This window comes from Pontibacterium sinense, from assembly GCF_015209595.1.
Lineage (GTDB): Bacteria > Pseudomonadota > Gammaproteobacteria > Pseudomonadales > Balneatricaceae > Pontibacterium > Pontibacterium sinense.
The window spans coordinates 48,994-69,779 of the sequence record NZ_JADEYS010000011.1 but is presented as its reverse complement, the minus strand read 5'-3'; the positions used below and the strand labels follow the sequence as shown (position 1 = coordinate 69,779).

Here is a 20,786-nt window from a genome sequence, read left to right as displayed (position 1 = left end):
GAGGATCGGATGAAAGAGATCAAAGTACTGGGTACCGGCTGTACAAAATGTACAAAAACAGCGGAAGTGATTGAGAAGGTTGCGCGGGAGCTGGCAACAGAGGTGATCGTGGAGAAGGAAACAAACCCCGAGGTCATCATGGGATATGGTGTGATGAGTACACCGGCGGTCGTGATTAATGACGCGGTGGTACATAGCGGCCGGATACCCACGCAGGAGGAGGTTAAACAGTGGCTGGTTTAATACGCACAATCCTGTTGTTCAGCGCATGTGTGATTCATTCCGTTCACGCGAATCCGTTACAGCGTATCGAGGTGAGTAAAAATGTCTTTGCCCTGATTGGTCCGATGGAACAGCGTTCAGAAACCAATTTGGCGAATAATGCCAATTTTGGTTTTATCGTGGGTGAACGCGGTGTTGTTCTGATCGATAGCGGTGGCACGCTGAAGGGGGCGAAAGCGATTGAAGCACAGATCCGCGCGGTGACTGATAAGCCCGTTGTATTGGTCATTAATACGGGCGGACAGGATCACCGTTGGTTTGGTAATCGTTATTTCGCTGAGCAGGGCATTCGCACGTTGACCTCTGAACAGACTCTGGCTGATCAGCAGGCCCGCGGAGACGCTCAGATGGCGTCAACCTCCCGTTATACGGGTGAAAGCTGGCACGGGACGGACGTGATGCCTGCCAAAGAGATGGTGTCAGCTGTCACGGATATCTCGGTGGAAGGGATTCAGTTGCAATTGATTCCTGTTGGCCCCGCGCATACGGGTGGAGAGACACTGGTGTGGTTACCTGAATCTGGTGTGCTATTCAGCGGTGATGTTGTCTATATGGATCGGATGCTGGGCGTTGGGCCGCAATCGCAACATCTGGCATGGATTGAAGCTTTTAAGGTCATTCAGCAGCTGAAGCCGGGCAAGATCGTACCCGGGCACGGACAGCCAACGGACCTGACGGGTGCGGAGCGTGATACCTATCGTTATTTACGGTTTCTGCGTAGTGCCGTAGGCCAGCTACTGGAGAACGGGGAAGATATGAGTGCAACGAGCAGTATTGATCAAAGTGCGTTCAGTTATCTCTCTGTGTATGAACAGATCCATGCCCGCAATGCTCAGCGTGTGTTTGAAGAGATGGAGTGGGAATAAATACCCGATCCCGGCCGGCTGCAGCTATCCTTGCTGCAGCCGGTTATAAGGCTGGATGTGTGTTGTGATCTCCTATGCCAGCCCTTTCCTTAATTTGTCAGTTGAGATGCAGTGCTGCGAGGTATTTCGCAATCTCTGTATATTGGTTTTTGAACGCGATCCCCAGCCGTAATCCACGCTGCAGCGGTAACACGGAGATCAGATCGCCTTTGAAGACAAAGTACGTATCGTTATCGGGGAAAAGAATCTCAAAGGTGATAAAAAAACCAGAGTCTTTCAACTGACGGATCTTTTGGAGTGATTCATGATCTGGCAGGCGGATCTGGCATCCACCGGAGCTGACATCCTTGATAAGGCCGTCAAACTGTTCGTGGCGACAATAGATATGCGCGAGCAGCGTACAAGGGTAACGAGGTTCTTTTCTCAGCTCTTGTTGATAAACCTTTGCGGGGTAACTCAGCATGATCATTCGATTCTTGCTGCCGGTGATCTCCATGACTGAGGTTTCGAAAGCATACACCACACCTTTATCAACGAGTCGTAAGATCAGATCTTGTTTGACGTTGAAGAAAGCTTCATACCACTGCAGCGGGACCTGAGAGCATCCACACTTTTCTAATAGCTCTTCAGCCGTGGGCAGGTGGGCAACGATAACATCCTGATCATGTACGCCCACAAGGGATGTCAGAAACCGCATTTTTCCATCCTGCGAAGAGATTTGGACCTTAGTTCCAACCCGGAAATTTGGCAGGTATTCGAGAGGTGTCACACTAATCTGCTGCATCAATCTCTTCCCAGCCCTGAAGGCACAGTAAAATGGATGTTAGTTGGTGTGCCCTTTATGTTTAGTAATAAAATCGCCCTGTCTTTGGGACTATCTTGCGCTTTCTCTGGTATTTTTCGGAATGAGTGCTCATTAAAATCACCTTAAAATCCGTGAGTTATACGTCGATGCACCGCTGGGTTCTGGCTGCTATTTCGCTGGTGCAGCAAAGCGTATCTGCCGGTTGCGCTATAGGTGAGAGACTCTCTGTGCTTTTTAGTACGTTTTCTGTACAGCTTTCCTCGACATTAGCGTTGCAACTCTTTAAAGTGCGCGCTCCGTATTTATAAGTTATTTGGCTTGTAAGTCATCCGGTCTGTATGCCATTGCTGGCGTTAATGATCTTCCCCAAACGTAAGCCCTCAGGAATAGTTCTTTGATTACCACCGCAAACATCACCATGCAGTTTGGCCCTGCGCCATTGTTTGAAAATATCTCCGCAAAATTTGGCAACGGCAATCGCTACGGCCTGATCGGAGCGAACGGTTGCGGTAAGTCGACCTTTATGAAAATTCTGAGCGGTGAACTGAAGCCAACCTCCGGCAACGTGTCTATCACGCCTGGATATAAGGTGGGTACGCTGAGTCAGGATCAGTTCGCGTTTGAAGAATACAGCGTGGTTGATGCGGTGATCATGGGTGACGCGGAACTGTGGAAGGTTAAGCAGGAACGTGAGCGTATCTACTCTTTGCCGGAAATGTCGGAAGAAGAGGGGATGCGGGTTGCACACCTTGAAACTGAATTCGCTGAAATGGATGGCTACAGTGCCGAAAGCCGCGCCGGAGAGATCTTGTTGCAGGCGGGTATTGAAGAAGAGTATCACTTTGGCCTGATGAGTCAGGTTGCGCCGGGCTGGAAGCTGCGTGTCTTGCTGGCACAGGCATTGTTCGCCAATCCTGATATCTTGCTGCTCGATGAGCCGACCAACAACCTGGATATTCACACCATCAACTGGTTGGGCACGGTTCTGAATCAGCGCAAGTGCACCATGATCATCATTTCGCATGACCGCCACTTCCTGAACTCCGTATGTACGCATATGGCCGATATCGATTACGGTGACCTGCGTATCTATCCGGGTAACTACGAAGACTTTATGGCGGCATCGTCTCTGATTCAGGAACAGCTGCATAGCGAAAACGCTAAGAAGAGTGCAGAGCTGGAAGAGTTGCAGCAGTTTGTAAACCGCTTCTCTGCGAACGCATCTAAAGCAAAACAGGCAACTTCCCGTGCGCGTAAGATGGAGAAAATTCAGCTGGAAGAGGTCGTAGCGTCCAGCCGCCAGACGCCGTATATCCGTCTGAAACAAGAGAAAAAGCTGCACCGTCAGGCGTTGGTGCTGGAAAATGTTGGTCACGGTTACGATGATGAACCGCTGTTCAGTGGCGGTAACCTGATTTTGGAAGCGGGTGCGAAACTGGCTGTCATTGGTGAAAACGGTGTCGGTAAAACCACGTTCCTGCGTTGCCTGATGAATGAGATCAGCGCGCAGTCCGGTGATGTTAAGTGGGCTGAAAATGCCATGATTGGTTACTGTCCTCAGGACAGCACTGAAGACTTCGACTGCGATCTGAATCTGTTCGAGTGGATGGCTCAGTGGCGTCAGCCGAAGCACGACGATCTGGCGGTACGTGGCATGCTGGGGCGTTTGTTGTTCACGGCGGACGACATTAACAAGAAAGCAAAAGTCTGCTCAGGTGGAGAGAAAAACCGACTGCTGTTTGGCAAGCTGATGATGATGAACACCAACGTGCTGATCATGGATGAGCCGACCAACCACTTGGATATGGAGTCCATTGAAGGCCTGAACCGGGCGTTGGAAGGGTATGATGGCACGCTGATTTTTGTCAGCCATGACCGCGAGTTTGTCTCCTCACTGGCAACCCGTGTGGTTGAGATCAAAGATCAGAAGCTGATCGACTTCCAGGGTACGTACGAAGAGTATCTGGCAAGTCAGGTGGCTGCGGCAAAAGTTGCCTGAGAAAGATAAGATCACCGGGTCCGGAAACGGGCCTAGGTGAGATTGAGTCAGGCGGGGAGGGGAGGACAGATTCCCGCCTGATCGATAACCATTGGTTATTCTTCCGTGGTCTGTTCAGTTTGTTCTTGCGATTTGGCTTCTTCAGCCTGTTCCTGTTTTTTCACTTCTTCCGCATCCTGGCCACCACACACACCACAACATGAACTCATAAAACACCTCGCTAGCCAATAATTTGTTGTTGAGAGCGAGATCGATAATAACCAAGTAGGTCAGTCGGGAAATTGACGAATATCAGTTTTGTGATTTCTCATCCACTTTGTATCAATCCCTCCGACGGATTTATCTCTCATACAGGCCTAAGCAAGCTGTTGTGATGGTGCTTGTGCTAATGCTTCAGCGTACAGATCCGGTCGATAGACCTGCTGGGCTATCTGCGTGCGATCACCGCCTTTCCATTGTCCCCAGCGCTCCATCTGTTCCAGCATCAGGTGGGCATGACTCAGTGACGGTAGGTTCACGTCAGAGCCATAGAATGATTGCATGATCGGATGTGTTTCACTGGTCTGACAGAGTGGAATGACACTCTGATCAAGGTAGGGAGGCAGGCGCAGCAGATCCAGTGCTTCCGCATGGTTGCAGGAGTGGCTGAGCCATTCACATGCCGCGACCAGTGCCCGAATCAGTGCAGTATGGGTATTGGGATGGCTATCCGCCCAGCGTTGCGTGACGGCAAATACCTTCTCTATTGAATCAGACCAGATCTGATAGCCGGTGACGGCCACTTTTCCGACCGCTCCTGATTCTGCCAACGTATTCCAGGGTTCCCCTGCACAATACCCATCGATCAGGTGATCGCGCATGGTACTGACCATCTTGGTTGGCGGGACGGCAATGAGTGTCACATCCTGATCCGGATCGATACCGGAGGCGGTTAACCAGTAACGCAATTGATAGTGTTGGCAGGAATATGGAAACACGGTCGCAAAAACGGGCTTAGTGCGCACGGATGCAATCCACTGTTTCAGGGCATTACCAACTTCTGCTGCGTTGGGGCGGTCTCGTAGTTGCGGGCTGAGTGCCCTGTATAGTTCGGCGGATAAGGTGACGGCATTGCCGTTCATGCTCAATGCCAGTGACGTGATCATCGGTGTGGACTGGCTACCCAGACCAAGCGTGGATGCCAGCGGCATCGGTGACAGCATTTGAGCACCGTCCAAGAGACCAAAGCTCACCTTGTCGCGGATGTTGGCCCAACTGGATTCTCGGGATAAAACAACGTTGAGTCCTTCGTTTTGAAAGAAGCCTTTTTCACGGGCGATAACCAGCGGTGCGCAATCCAGCAGAGGAACAAAACCTAGTTTTAATGCTGTTTTTTCGGGTGCTGCAATACTCATACTTCGTAATTCCTCTTGCTTACCGCTTGCCTGTTTTGGGCAGGCCGGTGAGTTCCAGAATGTCGATGACACTCTGTGCCACTTCTACCAGTTTCTGGCTTCGATCCATCGCCAGTTTACGCAGGGTTTTGTAGGCCTGCTCTTCATCGCAGCCTTGATGCTTCATCAACATGCCTTTGGCCTTTTCGACCACTTTGCGTTCTGATAGCTGGATTTTGGCTTTTTCCAGTTCGGTCCGTAGTGAATGAAAAGCATCGAACTGGGCAATGGCCGTATCCATGATGGCTTTTACCCGATCCGTTTGCAGACCATCTGCGATATAGGCGCTAACGCCTGCATTGATCGCCGCAGAGATACTGTCACGGTCATTGGCCTTTTCTGCAAAGAAGACAATGGGGCGTGGGTTGCTCTGGCTCATCGCTGCCATGCTTTCCAGCGTATCTCGATTGGGTGAATCCATATCGATAATCACAATGTCCGGACTACGCTCGCTGACCTGATCACACAAACCGCTGGAATCGGACAGGTGGCAGACGACTTTGTGACCCAAAGCATTGAGGGCTTCAAAGAGTGCATCTGCGCGTGTGGGCTCGTCATCGACTATCAGGACATCGAGTGAACGTGAATCTTTCATCTACTACATAACCTTTTTAGTGCCAGATAAGTTGGCTCGGATAAAGGTAAAGCAATAAATATGCCGCGAATGAAAACGCTATTGGCACACCACTTGCAGTATCCATGTCATGAGGTGTCGAGCTCCTCGAACTTCATTTTTAGTTAGCAAAGACGTTTTTATAGTTGCTGGGCAATGTCGCCCGATACTGGATTCCTGGTCCGGTGTCGGGCTTTTTTTTGGAGGTCACACATGAACTCTCACACCACCTGTCCTTACTGCGGTGTAGGCTGCGGCGTAGAGGTTATAAGGGATTCAGGCCAGATTTCTGGCGTGAAAGGAGATAAAAAACACCCGGCAAATTTCGGACGTTTATGTGTGAAAGGATCCAGTTTGCACGAGACGCTGGACACCCGTGGTCGCCTGTTAAAACCGCAGGTTGATGGCCTGCCTGCGCATTGGGATGATGCCCTGAATGAGGTCGCTGCACGCTTTCAGCGCACTGTTGAGGAGCATGGTCCGGACTCTGTTGCCATGTATCTGTCGGGGCAGCTGCTGACGGAAGATTATTATGTGGCCAACAAGCTGATGAAAGGGTTTATCGGCACCGCGAACATCGATACCAACTCCCGTTTATGCATGGCATCAACCGTGGTGGGTTATAAGCGCGCGTTTGGGTCTGACACAGTGCCGTGCAGTTATGACGACATCGAACTGGCCAACCTGATTGTGCTGGTGGGTTCTAATACAGCATGGAATCACCCGATCTTATTTCAGCGGATGGTGTTGGCGAAAAAGAATAATCCGAATCTTAAAGTGGTGGTCATCGATCCGCGTGAGACCGCTACCTGCAAGCTGGCGGACATTCATCTGGCACTCAAACCCGGCAGCGATACGCGTTTGTTTAACGGCCTGCTGAGCTGGCTGGCGGCCAATGGCCATCTGGATCAGGATTATATTGACCGTTTCACTGACGGCTTTGAATACGCACTGGCCGCTGCTGTAAACAGTTCCGCAGATCCGCGTCAGCTGGCGGAAGACTGTGATCTTCCCGTGGAGTCTTTGCACTCCTTCTTTAACTGGTTTGGTGCGACAGAAAACGTGCTGACTTTTTTCTCTCAGGGGACCAATCAGTCGGCGAGTGGGGTGGATAACGTGAATGCGATCACCAATTGTCATTTGGCAACTGGTCGCGTCGGTCAACCGGGGCAGGGGCCTTTCTCACTGACGGGGCAGCCCAATGCGATGGGTGGACGCGAAGTCGGCGGTTTAGCCAATCAGCTGGCGGCACACATGGACTTTGATGCTGAATCTATCGATCGGGTAGAACGATTCTGGGATGCGCCGAACATGGCGACGAAACCCGGTTACAAAGCGGTTGACCTGTTTCAGGCGATCGAGCGGGGAGAGGTTAAAGCTGTCTGGATTATGGCGACCAACCCGGTGGTGAGTTTGCCAGACGCTGATCAGATTAAACGCGCATTAGAGAAGTGTGAAACGGTGGTTGTTTCCGAGTGTGTTGCTGACAGTGATACGGCCAAGTTTGCAGATATTCTGTTGCCTGCCACAGGTTGGAGTGAGAAAGATGGCACGGTCACCAACTCTGAGCGTCGTATATCACGTCAGCGTGGTCTGATCCCCATGAGTGGAGAAGCCCGCCATGACTGGTGGATTATGTGCGAAGTGGCGAAGCGGATGGGTTATGACACCGAATTCAGCTATCGTCATCCCAGCGAAATTTTCGCTGAGCATGCCGCGTTGTCGGGATTTGAGAACGAAGGGCAGCGCGATTTCGATATCAGCTATTTCTCCAATATCGATCGCTTTACCTATGACAATCTGAAGCCGATTCAATGGCCGGTCACCGCGGAATGCCCTGATGGGACTGAGCGAATGTTTGCTGACGGCAAGTTCTTTACGCCGACGGGGCGGGCCCGTTTTGTTGAGATCATCCCACGTGCACCGGTGCAGCAGCCCACTGATCGCGCACCGCTGGTGATGAATACCGGTCGTATCCGCGACCAGTGGCACACGATGACCCGTACTGGCACCGCGCCGCGTCTGTTTAACCACCGTGAAGAGCCGTTTGTAGAAGTGCATCCGCGTGATGCGGCGATCCGCAATATCAGCGATGGCATGCTGGTGAAAGTCTCGAACCCCCGTGCTGACTATTATGCCCGCACCCGAATAGAAGAGGGGCAGCGCAAAGGGGAAATCTTCGTGCCGATGCATTGGAACGAAGCGTTTGCCTCTCAGGGGCGCATGGGGGCGTTAGTGGCACCAGTGACGGATCCTCTATCCGGTCAGCCGGAGTTAAAACATGCCGCCGTACAGATGGAACCTTTAAATGAGCAATGGGAAGGCTGGTTGATCACCACCAAATCGATGCCGGTACCTGCGGTGGATTATTGGGCGCGTATTCCTAAAACCAATACGGATGCCTATCACGTTGCGGGATTGGATACCGTAGATTCCTGGCAGCAGTGGTGTCAGGAGCACCTGGGTGAGCCGGATCTTTGGATTGAAGACCCGGCTAAACGTTCATTTCGTGCAGCCGGGTTTATGAACGGCAAACTGAACTGGGTGTTACTGATAACACCGTTCAACAACTTTCCTTCAGCGGACTGGATCGATCATCTGTTTGTACAGGAGACACTGGAAACGCAGCAGTATCAATACCTGCTCAGCGCTACCAACGTCGAGGTGGAAGATCAGGGTACGATTATCTGCAGCTGCTATCAGGTGGGTACCACGGCTATCGACAAAGCGATTAAGTCGGGTTGTGGCTCGGCCGTAGAGTTAGGTGAAAAGCTCCAGTGTGGAACCAACTGTGGCTCCTGTATTCCCGAGCTGGAAGGCTTTTTTACCCGCGCAAGTTAATCGGTTTTTTATCTCCTTTCCAGGGCTGGATTTGAGGTTTTCCTGTTGTTATCGGCCACTCAGTTTGGAGAGGCTTTTTTGGTCGGTAACAGCGTTTTTTTCCTGCTGGTGCAATCGTTGATACGGGTCAATGTCGCCGCTTCAGGGGAGGAGGAAACTGAACTCAAGGAACAAGAACTAGGACTGAAAGGGGAACCTGAATGAGCATCGAACACCACGATCTGGTACATGAATTTCCTGAGCTGCGTGAGCGCATCCACGAGAAAAAAATGACCGACGCGCACTTCGCTCGCCTGTTTAATGAATACCATGACCTGACCAAAGACGTGGAACGCATGGAAACGGAAATTGAGCCGGTAACCACTCAGACGGAAGAAGAGTACAAGCTCAAGCGTGTAAATCTGAAAGACAAGCTGTACCGCATGCTGATGAACTGATTGACGACGCTGTTTAAAAAATACCCGCCTAGTTGTGGGTATTTTTTTGTCTGAATACGCCCAAATTCGAGTTGTAACTTAGTACTGTACCTACTAGTATGTTTTTGTCGTCTGTTCTGTTGGAGTTCGTTATGGCCAAAACCCGTGAGCTGTTGGTAGAGACCATGAAGCAATTATTGTGGGAGCGTGGTTATGATGCGACCAGCCCCAACTTAGTATTAGAACGCTCAGGCGCTGGGAAGGGCAGTTTTTACCATCATTTTAAAGGTAAAAAAGAGTTAGCGATTGCGGCGATGGATTCGCGTGCGGATGAGTTGTCTGAAGAATTTGATTGTCTGGTTGCTAAGCATTCCGATCCCTTGGCTGCGGTTGCTGCGTACATGTGCCAGACCCGCGATGCGTCCAAAGGGTGTCGTATCGGACGTATCGTCCAGGACCCATCGCTGGAAGATCCCTTGTTGAATGCGCCACTGAAACGTTTCTTTGGTGAGCAGCATGGAAAATTAACCCAGCTATTTCAACAGGCACAAACAGAGAGTCTGTTGTCAGATGCCTTATCTCCTGAACAATTGGCAACGTTGGCGATCAGCGCATTGCAGGGGGGCTTTGTCTATGGCCGTGCAATGCAGGAAGGTGATGTGGTGAATGACGCAACAGACAGTTTTATAACGCTGTTAAATACTCAGCGTTTGGCAGAATAAGCCGCTGCTATAGCTCGGTCGCTTGCTCAATAAGCGGCGGGTAAGGTCTATGAATGATGTCGAGACGCACCGGAGTGAGTGCGTTTTTTATTATCAAATGACTGTACCTACTAGTATGTACATAAATATAAAGATACAAACTTGAGAGGTGTACTATGCAATACAAGTCGATTCAGGCACTGAGCCTGCCACTGATTTTTGTCGTGATTTACGGCTCCGGCTTTGTTGGGGCCAAACTCGGGTTGCTCTACAGTGAGCCTTTTGTCTTTCTGGCAATGCGTTTTGCGTTAGCAGGTGTGCTGCTAGTGGCGGCAGCGTTTCTGATGGATGCAGTATGGCCAAGACGCTGGGGCTGGTTGCTGCTCAGTGGTTTGTTGATGCAAGGCGTGTTCTCCGCGGGTGTCTTCTATGCGCTTTGGCTGGGTATGAAACCTGCCGTTTCGGCGTTGATTATCGCTTTACAGCCCTTGTTGGTTGCCGTATTAGCAGGCCCTTATCTGGGAGAGCAGGTCAGTCGCCAGCGCTGGGTGGGTTTAGTGATTGGTGTCTTAGGTGTGGCGCTGGTGGTGGCTGATGGATTAGCGGTTGAAGGTATCACTCTCACCAATTTGAGCTGGGCGTTGGTGTCTTTGGTCGGTTTAGCTGCGGGGCAACTGGTGCAGAAAAAACACTGTGCACAGATGAATCTATTTAGTGGCGGTGCCATTCAGGTGTTGGCGACCCTACCTCTGCTGTTGATACTCGGATGGATGTTTGAGACTGGAGATATTGTCTGGCATACAGACTTGGCTTTAGCTGTTTTTTGGATGGGCGTGGGGGTGTCGATCGGGGCGTTGAGTGTGCTTTACATTATGCTACGTAACACACAGGCGACACAGGTGGCGAGTGTGTTCTACGGCGTGCCTGTGGTTGCAGCGTTGATGGCCTGGCCGATGTTTGATGAGATCCCCACGCTGATGGACTGGCTGGGATTTTCCATCGTTGCGGTGGGGATTCTGGTTGCGAACTCTGATCTGTCACAGCGTTTAGCGCTGTATCTAAAGCTATTCAAAAGGCGCTATGAATAACGTCACTACATCAGAGTCCGCCTTCGGTCAGTTTGGCGGGATCAAGTAATCGAGCCAGTTCTTCGCGTGGGATATCCGTGTGTTCTTCCGCCACATCGATGACCGCGCGTTTCTCTTTGTAGGCTTGTTTTGCGATCTCTGCGGCTTTCAGATAACCAATAATCGGGTTTAACGCAGTGACCAGAATTGGATTCTGGTGCAAGGCTTCGTTCAGCTTGTCTTCGTTCACCGTGAAGCTGGCAATGGCTTTATCTGCTAGCAGGGTGGTGCTGTTGGCCAGTAACTCAATGCTATTGAGCAGGTTGTAGGCAATCATTGGGAGCATGACGTTCAGTTCGAAATTGCCGGACTGACCGCCAATGGTGATGGCGGCGTCATTGCCTATGACCTGCGCAGCCGCCATTGCCGCAGCTTCTGGAATCACTGGATTCACTTTGCCCGGCATGATCGAGGAACCCGGTTGTAACGCTTCCAGTGATATCTCACCAAGACCCGCCAGTGGCCCGGAGTTCATCCAGCGCAGGTCATTGGCGATCTTCATAATAGATACTGCCGTTGCTTTTAGTTGTCCGGACAGTGCCACAGCCGTGTCTTGTGAGCCGATCAGAGCAAAGAGGTTGTCCCCCGGAGTGAAGGTTACGCCCGTCAACCCACTGAGATTTTGATTGAATACGCGGGCAAAATTTGGGTGGGCGTTGATGCCTGTGCCGACAGCAGTGCCGCCTTGCGCCAGTGTTTGGATTGCGGGTTGCAGTGCCTCCAGATGTTGAATGCTCTGACGAATCTGAGCAGCCCAGCTCAGCAGCGACTGATCCATACGGACCGGCATTGCGTCCATCAGATGGGTGCGGCCTGTTTTGCAGTATCCTTTCAGGGTCTCCGCTTTGGCTTCGATTGTTGTTAGCAGATGGCGCAGGGCTGGCAGGAGTGTGTTATTCAATTGCAATGCTGCGCTGATATGCACGGTACTGGGGATAACATCGTTGCTGCTCTGACCAAAGTTCACATGATCGTTGGCACTGATCGGTTCGCCGAGTTTGTTGCTGGCGAGGCTCGCAATCACCTCGTTGGCATTCATATTGGAGCTGGTACCGGAGCCCGTCTGGAATACATCGACCGGGAAGTGCTGCATCAGCTCATCACGTTCCAGTAGCTCGGAGCAAACGCTGATGATGGCATCGGCCTGATCCTGAGTCAGACATTCCAGCTGACTGTTGCTGATGGCAGCGGCGGACTTCACCAAAATAAGTGCGCGAATAAATGCTTCAGGCATGGTTTGACCGCTGACTGGGAAGTTATTTACGGCACGTTGAGTCTGAGCACCGTAAAGCGCATCGATGGGCACTTCCAGTTCGCCCATGCTATCCCGTTCAATTCTTGTGCTACTCATAATGTTTCCTTGTACGTTTGGGTCGTCGTGAATTACAGGAAGTAGTGGCTGAGGGTCGACAGCTCATTGTAGAGCTGCCTGACTCGCGCCTTATCTGTTTGAGTGCGTGCAAGCCGTTCTATTGCAAAGAGAGGCTTATGAATTTGATCCAGACAGAGTGAGCGCCAATGTTCGGACACATAAGTGTCGCAGAGCGTATTCAGTAGCGTCCTATAGGCTCGCATATGAATAGTGTGTTGTACTGCTATTGAGGACTGATTTGCCGCGCGTGCATCGCTAAGTGTCAAATAACGTTCGAGTACGCATGGGCAGTCGGGGTAATCTCCGTTGCGAACACTGGACTCCAGTACTGGGAAGTCGGCAATATCTATCTGTATCATTTCATTAAATATAAATAAAAGTGATTATCAATATCATTACTGTGTTTTGCTTTAATGTCTGTCAATAGTTCACCTTAACGAGGTGAGGCTTGGCTAAACTGTAGTCAGGTTCTTTTGCTTCTGCTTCTTGAACGTTTCAGGTGAGTCAGATGGATACGCAGGTTGATGCCAGGACCGTAGGGTCTGATGTTGAGCCGCAACGCTACTATGATTATTGCCTTCGTTATCTGCCGGAGTTGTTTCGGTTGGAACAGCTGATATCGGTTCATGAGCAGCATCTACGGATTGATGTTGTCACTCAGGTCGTCAGCGATAATCAGGTTTTTCCGGTGTACGCGCTGACGTTAGGCAGCAGGGCCGCAGAAGTGCCGGTGATCGCTCTGGTGGGCGGTGTCCACGGTGTAGAGCGTATCGGAAGCCAGATCCTGTTGGTGTTTCTGGAGAATCTATGTCGACGCCTGCATTGGGATACCGGATTGCAGGAAGAGTTAAAGCATTTGCGATTGGTGTTCTTACCGCTGTTGAATCCGGTGGGGATGGCACGGGGCTGGCGTAGCAATGGTAATGGCGTTGATCTGATGCGCAATGCACCGTTGGACGCGCGGGATGACCCTGCCTGGATGGTGGGGGGACAACGTATCAGTCACCATCTGCCATGGTTTCGCGGAGCGGAGGGAGAGCCAATGCAACCTGAAGCGCTGGCGCTCTGCACACTGGTGGAGCAGCAGTTGTTCCCCGCAGATTTTAGCCTGGTGCTGGATGTGCATTCCGGCTTTGGGGTTCGAGATCGACTTTGGTTTCCGTACGCAGGCTCAACAGAACCGTTGGAACATCTGGCGGAATTGGCGGCGTTGAGCCAGCTACTCGACGAGACTTACCCCCATCACAATTATCTGATGGAGCCTCAGTTTGATCACTATATCTCTCATGGGGATCTTTGGGATTATCTCTATCTACGCTCACTGAATCATCCTGAACGCACCTTTTTGCCCCTGACGTTGGAGATCGGATCGTGGCTTTGGGTGAAGAAAAACCCACGCCAGCTGACCTCGTTTAGCGGTTTATTTAACCCTTTGGTACCCCATCGTCATCAGCGTGCCATGCGCCGCCATCACCTGCTGCTTGAATTTATGATGCGTGCAGTACGGTCATCTTCTGCTTGGTTGCCCACAGGTAAGCAGCGGTCGCATTACCAAATCAATGCGATCAAGGATTGGTATGGTTAATCAAACTCTGGAACGTTGGGTGCTGCTAAGAGGTTTAACCCGTGAATGTCGTCACTGGGGGGGCTTCACCGAGCTGTTAGCTCAGTCACGGCCTTGCAGCGATATTCAATGTATTGATTTGCCGGGGAACGGACGTTTGTGTGAGCAGAATAGTCCAGCGCGGATTACCAGCATTACGGATGTTGTTCGTGCCCAGCATACCAGCAATGGCCCTGTCTATGTTTTAGGGCTGTCGATGGGAGGTATGGTGGCGACCGATTGGGCCCTGCGTTATCCCGATGAAATTTCTGGGCTGGTGCTGATCAACAGCAGTTTGGCTGAATTGAATCCTATCTGGCAACGTGTACGTTGGCGAGTCTGGCTGAATATGGTGAGAGCGTTTTTAACCTCGGTGGAAAACCGCGAAGAACAGATCTACAAACTGACATGCAATGTACGCGATGATCAGGAATCGATGCTCAGCCAGTGGTTGCGGTATCAACGAGAGTGTCCGGTCATGCGTCGGAACATCATTCATCAGCTCATTGCGGCAGCTCGTTACCATTTGCCTGCATCGGGCAATCAGCTGACCCACAATGCTTTGGTATTGGCTGCAGAACACGACCGCCTTGTGTCTCCACAATGTTCTTCCCAGATTGCAGCAGTATTCGGCACGGTGTTGTATCAGCACCCAACGGCAGGCCATGACCTGACGCATGATGATCCTATCTGGGTGGTGGAAAGGATAAGCGAGTGGCAAAGAGGACCGGTTATGTTGCCTAGGCATCCTTGCGAAAAGCAGCGGGACAATCAGTAGACAGGAGGTTTAAAACCATGTTCCCGAACTCGAATTTCGGCTAAGGTAATGAGCGTTTGTTTACTGACAGGGTGGGTCTTTTTATGCTGATCAGGTTGATCTGCTTAGTGTTCGTTATGGCAGTAACGACCAGTTGTTCAACGAGCGATATTGTCCCTGAGATATCTGCTTCAAGTAAGCAGGATGTTGGTGTGGCTGTCATTGCGTTGACCAAGTCTGGGATTGATCCCTGGAAGGTGGCCTATCGTTACGAGCAGATTGATGGAGACCTAACCGGTATCATGGCGATGAAGGCTGATCAGGATGGGACGATTCGCAGTGATTATAGAGATATAGATGGCAATCTGACGTTTATTGAATTGCCCGCAGGGGACTACCGTATTACCAAATGGCAGCTTCAACGGTGGTTAACGACGCGTGAATCATCCGTACCTCTCGATATTCGTTTTCGGGTTTATCCGGGACGATTGACCTATGCCGGTGAGCTCAACCTGGATACAGGGAATCAGCTCATTCTCGAAGCGGGTGCTGCAGCCGTTGCGGTGCAGGTGAAAGGCGCTGCTGAAAGGGATATTCAGCATATCCAGCAGTACCATCCGCAGGTGGATTTCTTACGTTTTCGAATGCATCAGATGCGGATAAGCACACCGCCGGGGCTGGCGCGCTGAGGTCATACTGTTAAAGATGTTAAAAAGGGCCACGTTCTAACGCGGCCCTTTTTTCTTCGGAAAGAGATTTCCGGTGTGATTTTATTCAAATCGGTTAGACAGCCTGATGCTGTGGTTGTTTACGCAGCTAACGGATCATCGTGGAAAATATGAACGGATTCGATCAGGGCTTTTGGACAATGTCCTCGGATCATATGATGAAATTCTGGCAGGCGTTCTGCCGGTATATCAATCATCATGACGATCTGACCGTCATCCAACGCATGTTCGTATTTTTCAATCAGTGCATTGGGTGTGCCTTCACCGATCATTTTTCCCAGCCATCCGCCAAAGCCAATCCCCAGTAAACTGAGGGTTAGCAATGTGCCACCACCCAGTATTAATCCGAAGGGGGCACTCCCCAGAACGGCCAGACCTGCGATAACGCCGACGGTTCCACCACCGACCATACCCCAGTCCATATCCGTTTCCAGTTCTGAAGTTTCCATCTCTGTCGCTTCATGAATATGGGCATCTTTCAGCATCTGATGGTCTTTCGCGACCACATGCATCTTTTCATCTTCGATACCCATCTTACGAAGGTCTTCAACCACGTGTTGCGCCTGCTCCAGTGTTGGCGCGAGGAATACGAGACGTTTCATCCCTCACCTCCAGTGTCTGTTGCTAGTTGGTTTCATCCTTACGAAAGTACACAAAGTATAGCCCAGTACTACCTGATACAAAGGTTCTGGGGTGTTGGTGGTTGTACGAGGGCATGATCAGTGTCACCTTTGATCGGATTCAACTTCTGAATACGTCAAAGGCTCAGGGGCAGAAACGGTTGGTTCAGACAAAAAAATACCCGCCGAAGCGGGTATTTTTTATCGCGAGCAGGGGATTAAGCTGCCAGTGCGTTCTTGATGCGAGTCAGTGCGTCTTCCAGAATGTCCAGGCTGGTCGCAAAAGACAAACGCATGTTACCCGGAGCACCGAAGGCTGAACCCGGTACCAGTGCAACACCTGCTTCGTTCAACAGGAACTCGGCCAGGGCAATGTCGTCTTCAAAGCGATCATCGTTGTCGATAACCTGCTGGAAACTTGGGAACGCATAGAATGTGCCGTCAGCTGGGATGCAATCAACACCGTCGATTTCGTTCAGCGTTTTGATCACGTAGTCGTGACGTTCAGAGAAGGCTTTTACCATCTCTGCAACACAATCCTGAGAACCTTCCAGTGCGGCCTGTGCTGCAACTTGTGCAATTGAGGTCGGGTTAGAGGTGCTCTGAGACTGAATTTTCTTCATCGCGCCGATCAGCTTCTGTGGGCCCGCTGCATAACCGATACGCCAGCCGGTCATGGAGTACGCTTTAGATACGCCGTTCAGTACGATGGTACGGTCGTATAGCTCAGGGCATGCCATCACGATGTTGCAGAACGGTTCATCGGTAAAGCGGATGTGTTCGTACATGTCATCGGTTGCGACCAGAACATTCGGGTACTTTTTCAGTACGTCCGCCAATGCAACCAGTTCCGCGTGCGTGTAAGCCACACCGGTTGGGTTGGATGGGCTGTTCAGAACGACCAGACGTGTTTTGTCGGTGATCGCTGCTTCCAGCTGCTCAGGTGTCATTTTAAAGCGCTGTTCTTGTGTTGTTGTCACAATCACAGGGACGCCGTCAGCCACTTTCACCATATCAGGGTAAGACACCCAATACGGTGCTGGGATAACGACTTCGTCGCCTTCGTTCAGCAATGCCAGAGACAGGTTAAAGAAACTCTGTTTACCGCCACAGGACACCAGAATCTGGTTTGGTGCGTAAGAGAGATCATTGTCTCCCTTCAGCTTCTCAATAATGGCTGTCTTCAGGGCTGGGGTGCCGTCCACGGCTGTGTATTTGGTAAAACCGTTCTGCAGCGCGTTAATTGCTGCGGCTTTGATATGCTCAGGCGTATCAAAGTCTGGCTCGCCTGCACCCAGGCCAATAATGTTCTTACCTGCCGCGCGCAGTTCAGCCGCACGGTTGGTTACCGCCAGCGTAGGTGAAGGTTTGATGTTATTGACGCGGTCTGAAAGTTGAACGTCCAATCCTAAGTTCCTCTTGAGAGATCCCATGACTTTTATAGGGAGCCGCTGAAGTATAGTTAATGCATTTCGGTTCGCCTGGCTGCGCAGAATTATAGGTTAGGGGCGCGCAGTCCAAGGCTCAGCGGTAATTTTTTAGCCGGAAAATTATACCGGATTCAAGTTGCGTCTTTAAGCATTCTGTACAGAAAAGTAACAATTTTTCGTATAAGTGGGCGGATGGTTCCAAAACGAAACTTGTGTATCGATGTGTAACGCGCTGTGTGGGCGTATTTGTCGGTATTGAACTGGCTGAGTATTTCGTAACAGCAGAGCGTCAGTGATCAGGTTATAATGGCCAGTTGATTCCGTTTGAGTTGAGATGATGAAAGAGCGATTTAAGGTCCATTCCAGTTTTGAACCCGCAGGCGATCAGCCAACGGCTATTGCTGAGTTGGTGGATGGTATTGAAGCTGGATTAGCCTCCCAGACATTGCTCGGGGTCACAGGCTCCGGTAAAACATTCACCATCGCCAATGTGATCGCTCAGGTGCAGCGTCCCACCATTATCATGGCGCATAACAAAACGCTGGCGGCTCAGCTGTACGGGGAGTTCAGGGAGTTTTTTCCGGACAACTCGGTTGAGTATTTTGTGTCTTATTACGATTACTACCAGCCGGAGGCCTATGTCGCCTCATCTGATACGTTTATTGAAAAAGACGCCTCTATCAATGACCACATAGAGCAGATGCGGCTTTCGGCAACCAAGGCGTTGTTGGAGCGGGATGATGCGATCATCGTCGCAACGGTCTCTGCGATATACGGTTTGGGTGACCCTAAACTGTACCTTGGCATGATGCTGCATATTGATCGCGGCGATATGATCGATCAGCGTGCAGTCCTGCGCCGTCTGGCCGAGCTGCAATACACACGCAATGATATCGAGCTGCATCGTGGTACGTATCGGGTACGGGGGGATGTGATTGATGTCTTTCCGGCGGAATCAGAAAAAGAAGCCCTGCGTATCGAACTGTTCGATGATGAAGTCGAGCAGCTGAGTTACTTCGATCCGTTGACGGGAGAAGTTCTACGCAAAGTGCCACGTGCAACGGTCTATCCAAAATCTCACTATGTGACACCGCGCGAAACCTTGCTGGCGGCTGTGGATAAGATCAGCGATGAGCTGCATGATCGTCTTAAGCAACTACGCGATCACGATAAACTGGTTGAGGCTCAGCGCCTTGAGCAGCGCACGATGTACGATATGGAGATGATCCGGGAGCTAGGATATTGCTCCGGGATTGAGAACTACTCCCGCTACCTGTCGGGTCGGGATTCGGGCCAGGCACCGCCCACATTGTTTGATTATCTGCCGGACAACGCCCTGCTGGTGATTGATGAGTCTCATGTCACCGTCCCTCAGATCGGGGCGATGTACCGAGGTGACCGCAGCCGTAAAGAAACACTGGTCGAATACGGCTTCCGTTTGCCGTCTGCGTTGGATAACCGTCCGATGAAGTTTGAGGAGTGGGAGGAGACCTCTCCGCAGATGATTTTTGTGTCGGCGACGCCGAGCAAATACGAAAAAGCCAATCAGCAACATGTAGCAGAGCAGGTCGTGCGTCCGACCGGATTGGTTGATCCCGTTGTTGAGATCCGTCCGGCTACGACACAGGTTGATGACCTGTTGTCCGAAATTAACAAAGTCGTGGCGAACAAGGAGCGTGTGGTTGTCACTGTCCTCACCAAACGGATGGCGGAAGATCTGACTGACTATCTGGATGAGCATGGCGTGAAAGTACGCTATCTGCATTCCGATATCGACACCGTGGAGCGTGTAGAGATCATCCGTGATTTGCGGACCGGGGTGTTTGATGTGCTGGTGGGGATCAACTTGTTGCGAGAAGGTATCGATATGCCAGAGGTTTCACTGGTAACGATTCTGGATGCTGATAAAGAAGGTTTCCTGCGCTCGGATACGTCGATGATCCAGACTATCGGTCGAGCAGCGCGTAACGTCAACGGCCGTGCAATTTTGTACGCAGACAAAATCACCGGATCGATGCAGCGAGCGATGGATGAGACAGAACGTCGTCGTGAGAAGCAGCTGGCGCATAACAAAGAGCATGGCATTGTGCCGAAAGGCATCAAGAAGTCGGTGGCTGACATCATGGAAGGGGCGTCTACCATTCCGGGTCGAAAAGCGGCGAAAGCAGCGAAGAAGGTTGCGGATAAGGCGGGTGATTATAGCGTTGATCCTGCATCCATGAGTCCGGCACAGCAAGTGAAAGCGATGACTGAGCTGGAAGATAAGATGTATGAAGCTGCGAAAAATCTGGAGTTTGAGTTGGCGGCACACTACCGTGATCAGTTAGAGAAGCTGAAGCACGGAGTCTAATAGTGGTTGCTGATGTGCAAGCCTGATAAGGTTAGAGCTACTCCAGCGGTACTGGACATTACAGGGAGAAACAAGGTGTTACGTATAGTGGTGCTGTTGCTGACGTTGGCAACCTCATTCAATGTCTTTGCAGATGAGGCTATCGGCCGTGTCATTCTGAGCTTGGGTGAAAACCATGCTGAGAATCTGCGTGGTGAAATGCGAACGCTTAAGCGTGATTCTGTCGTATTTGAGAAAGAGCGATTGCTGACGAGTAAACGTGGGCGACTGCATATCCGCTTTAACGATGGCTCTACCATCAATCTGAAACCGGATTCCAAGTTGCAGCTGTCGCGTTATCGCTACCGAGAAGAGCAACCGGAGGATGGGGTTGCAGTGTTTCAATTGATGCGCGGTGGTTTGCGCACGATCAGCGGAAAGATTGGTAAAGCGGACCCGGATCGTTATCGCTTCCAGACCGTTTTAGCCACAATTGGTATTCGGGGAACTGAATATGAAATTTATCTCTGTGATCGACGTTGTTCTGAGAAGAACAAGGTGATTCAAGGGGTCGCGGGTGGTGTGGATCAGGGCGGAATTGTTATCGATACCCCTGTGGGTGGTGCTGATCTGGACCCTGGAAAGTACTTTGAAATGGAGCGCGGCGCGACCGCGTTTCGTCTGACGGATGAGCGCCCGGCGATGTTGAGTATTGGTGACTCTAAGCCGGAACCCAAGCCAGAACCTGTCGTGGTTGAGTGTGACGAATCCAGCGATGGCGGTCAGGGGCAAGATCCATTCCAGATCTGGTCTGACTGTAAGGTGCGATCTTAATGTTCAGCCGAACGGCTCACTGAAGAACTG

At 51.1% G+C, this 20,786-nt stretch carries 18 protein-coding genes; 12 read left to right on the top strand and 6 right to left on the bottom strand.

Annotated features, from left to right (window positions below; genetic code table 11):
* The first annotated feature begins 9 nt into the window (after positions 1-9).
* Positions 10-243 (top strand): thioredoxin family protein, encoded by a 234-nt coding sequence (locus tag IOQ59_RS12025; RefSeq protein ID WP_193953607.1) that lies wholly within the window; start codon positions 10-12, stop codon positions 241-243.
* Entirely contained in the window at positions 231-1,148 is a 918-nt protein-coding gene (locus tag IOQ59_RS12020) for an MBL fold metallo-hydrolase (RefSeq protein ID WP_193953605.1), read from the top strand. Before IOQ59_RS12025 ends, IOQ59_RS12020 begins: the two co-directional genes overlap by 13 nt.
* Positions 1,149-1,245: 97 nt before the next feature.
* Here the strand turns inward: IOQ59_RS12020 and IOQ59_RS12015 are convergent, their stop codons facing one another.
* Positions 1,246-1,932, bottom strand: a complete 687-nt coding sequence (locus IOQ59_RS12015) for a PilZ domain-containing protein (protein ID WP_193953603.1) — start codon at positions 1,930-1,932, stop codon at positions 1,246-1,248.
* 415 nt (positions 1,933-2,347) lie between these two features.
* Here IOQ59_RS12015 and IOQ59_RS12010 point away from each other — a divergent pair, with 415 nt between their 5' ends.
* Positions 2,348-3,952 (top strand): ABC-F family ATPase, encoded by a 1,605-nt coding sequence (locus IOQ59_RS12010; protein ID WP_193953601.1) that lies wholly within the window; start codon positions 2,348-2,350, stop codon positions 3,950-3,952.
* 356 nt (positions 3,953-4,308) lie between these two features.
* On the opposite strand, the gene IOQ59_RS12005 is transcribed toward IOQ59_RS12010, so the two are convergent.
* A complete protein-coding gene (locus IOQ59_RS12005) occupies positions 4,309-5,346 on the bottom strand; it encodes a CmpA/NrtA family ABC transporter substrate-binding protein (RefSeq protein WP_193953599.1) in 1,038 nt (345 codons plus the stop codon).
* A 19-nt stretch (positions 5,347-5,365) separates the two neighbouring features.
* A complete protein-coding gene (locus tag IOQ59_RS12000) occupies positions 5,366-5,980 on the bottom strand; it encodes an ANTAR domain-containing response regulator (RefSeq protein ID WP_193953597.1) in 615 nt (204 codons plus the stop codon).
* Between the two features lie 231 nt (positions 5,981-6,211).
* Between IOQ59_RS12000 and IOQ59_RS11995 the strand changes: the two genes are divergently transcribed.
* The 4 genes from IOQ59_RS11995 (at position 6,212) to IOQ59_RS11980 (ending at position 11,044) form a co-directional block, all read left to right on the top strand.
* Positions 6,212-8,839 (top strand): nitrate reductase, encoded by a 2,628-nt coding sequence (locus tag IOQ59_RS11995; RefSeq protein ID WP_193953595.1) that lies wholly within the window; start codon positions 6,212-6,214, stop codon positions 8,837-8,839.
* Positions 8,840-9,039: 200 nt separating this feature from the next.
* Positions 9,040-9,276 carry an HP1242/YdcH family protein gene (locus IOQ59_RS11990; RefSeq protein ID WP_193953593.1) on the top strand — a complete coding sequence of 79 codons (237 nt, stop codon included), beginning with the start codon at positions 9,040-9,042 and terminating at the stop codon, positions 9,274-9,276.
* 131 nt (positions 9,277-9,407) lie between these two features.
* Positions 9,408-9,977, top strand: coding sequence for a TetR/AcrR family transcriptional regulator (locus tag IOQ59_RS11985; protein WP_193953592.1), 570 nt, complete (start codon positions 9,408-9,410; stop codon positions 9,975-9,977).
* A gap of 155 nt (positions 9,978-10,132) precedes the next feature.
* Positions 10,133-11,044, top strand: a complete 912-nt coding sequence (locus IOQ59_RS11980) for a DMT family transporter (protein WP_193953590.1) — start codon at positions 10,133-10,135, stop codon at positions 11,042-11,044.
* Positions 11,045-11,054: 10 nt separating this feature from the next.
* Here IOQ59_RS11980 and IOQ59_RS11975 read toward each other — a convergent pair whose 3' ends face one another.
* Positions 11,055-12,434 (bottom strand): class II fumarate hydratase, encoded by a 1,380-nt coding sequence (locus IOQ59_RS11975; protein WP_193953588.1) that lies wholly within the window; start codon positions 12,432-12,434, stop codon positions 11,055-11,057.
* A 529-nt stretch (positions 12,435-12,963) separates the two neighbouring features.
* Here IOQ59_RS11975 and IOQ59_RS11970 point away from each other — a divergent pair.
* The 3 genes from IOQ59_RS11970 (at position 12,964) to IOQ59_RS11960 (ending at position 15,504) form a co-directional block, all read left to right on the top strand.
* Entirely contained in the window at positions 12,964-14,040 is a 1,077-nt protein-coding gene (locus IOQ59_RS11970) for a M14 family zinc carboxypeptidase (protein WP_193953586.1), read from the top strand.
* Positions 14,033-14,836, top strand: a complete 804-nt coding sequence (locus tag IOQ59_RS11965; protein ID WP_193953584.1) for an alpha/beta fold hydrolase — start codon at positions 14,033-14,035, stop codon at positions 14,834-14,836. Before IOQ59_RS11970 ends, IOQ59_RS11965 begins: the two co-directional genes overlap by 8 nt.
* Positions 14,837-15,027: 191 nt before the next feature.
* On the top strand, positions 15,028-15,504 hold the full coding sequence (locus IOQ59_RS11960) for a hypothetical protein (protein ID WP_193953582.1): 477 nt from the start codon (positions 15,028-15,030) through the stop codon (positions 15,502-15,504).
* A gap of 119 nt (positions 15,505-15,623) precedes the next feature.
* Here IOQ59_RS11960 and IOQ59_RS11955 read toward each other — a convergent pair whose 3' ends face one another.
* Positions 15,624-16,145, bottom strand: a complete 522-nt coding sequence (locus IOQ59_RS11955; protein ID WP_193953580.1) for a general stress protein — start codon at positions 16,143-16,145, stop codon at positions 15,624-15,626.
* Between the two features lie 236 nt (positions 16,146-16,381).
* Positions 16,382-17,569 (bottom strand): pyridoxal phosphate-dependent aminotransferase, encoded by a 1,188-nt coding sequence (locus IOQ59_RS11950; protein WP_193953578.1) that lies wholly within the window; start codon positions 17,567-17,569, stop codon positions 16,382-16,384.
* Between the two features lie 361 nt (positions 17,570-17,930).
* Here IOQ59_RS11950 and uvrB point away from each other — a divergent pair, with 361 nt between their 5' ends.
* Together uvrB and IOQ59_RS11940 are read left to right on the top strand one after the other, a co-directional pair.
* Positions 17,931-19,943 carry an excinuclease ABC subunit UvrB gene (gene uvrB / locus IOQ59_RS11945; RefSeq protein ID WP_193953576.1) on the top strand — a complete coding sequence of 671 codons (2,013 nt, stop codon included), beginning with the start codon at positions 17,931-17,933 and terminating at the stop codon, positions 19,941-19,943.
* 75 nt (positions 19,944-20,018) lie between these two features.
* Entirely contained in the window at positions 20,019-20,756 is a 738-nt protein-coding gene (locus tag IOQ59_RS11940; RefSeq protein WP_193953574.1) for a FecR family protein, read from the top strand.
* The last annotated feature ends 30 nt before the right edge of the window (positions 20,757-20,786 follow it).

Bases quoted from the DNA above. Each gene is read 5' to 3' on its own strand.
- IOQ59_RS12025 (WP_193953607.1), top strand. From the start codon at position 10: ATGAAAGAGATCAAAGTACTGGGTACCGGCTGTACAAAATGTACAAAA.
- IOQ59_RS12015 (WP_193953603.1), bottom strand. From the start codon at position 1,932: ATGCAGCAGATTAGTGTGACACCTCTCGAATACCTGCCAAATTTCCGG.
- IOQ59_RS12005 (WP_193953599.1), bottom strand. From the start codon at position 5,346: ATGAGTATTGCAGCACCCGAAAAAACAGCATTAAAACTAGGTTTTGTT.
- IOQ59_RS12000 (WP_193953597.1), bottom strand. From the start codon at position 5,980: ATGAAAGATTCACGTTCACTCGATGTCCTGATAGTCGATGACGAGCCC.
- IOQ59_RS11995 (WP_193953595.1), top strand. From the start codon at position 6,212: ATGAACTCTCACACCACCTGTCCTTACTGCGGTGTAGGCTGCGGCGTA.
- IOQ59_RS11990 (WP_193953593.1), top strand. From the start codon at position 9,040: ATGAGCATCGAACACCACGATCTGGTACATGAATTTCCTGAGCTGCGT.
- IOQ59_RS11985 (WP_193953592.1), top strand. From the start codon at position 9,408: ATGGCCAAAACCCGTGAGCTGTTGGTAGAGACCATGAAGCAATTATTG.
- IOQ59_RS11980 (WP_193953590.1), top strand. From the start codon at position 10,133: ATGCAATACAAGTCGATTCAGGCACTGAGCCTGCCACTGATTTTTGTC.
- IOQ59_RS11975 (WP_193953588.1), bottom strand. From the start codon at position 12,434: ATGAGTAGCACAAGAATTGAACGGGATAGCATGGGCGAACTGGAAGTG.
- IOQ59_RS11970 (WP_193953586.1), top strand. From the start codon at position 12,964: ATGGATACGCAGGTTGATGCCAGGACCGTAGGGTCTGATGTTGAGCCG.
- IOQ59_RS11965 (WP_193953584.1), top strand. From the start codon at position 14,033: ATGGTTAATCAAACTCTGGAACGTTGGGTGCTGCTAAGAGGTTTAACC.
- IOQ59_RS11955 (WP_193953580.1), bottom strand. From the start codon at position 16,145: ATGAAACGTCTCGTATTCCTCGCGCCAACACTGGAGCAGGCGCAACAC.
- uvrB (WP_193953576.1), top strand. From the start codon at position 17,931: ATGAAAGAGCGATTTAAGGTCCATTCCAGTTTTGAACCCGCAGGCGAT.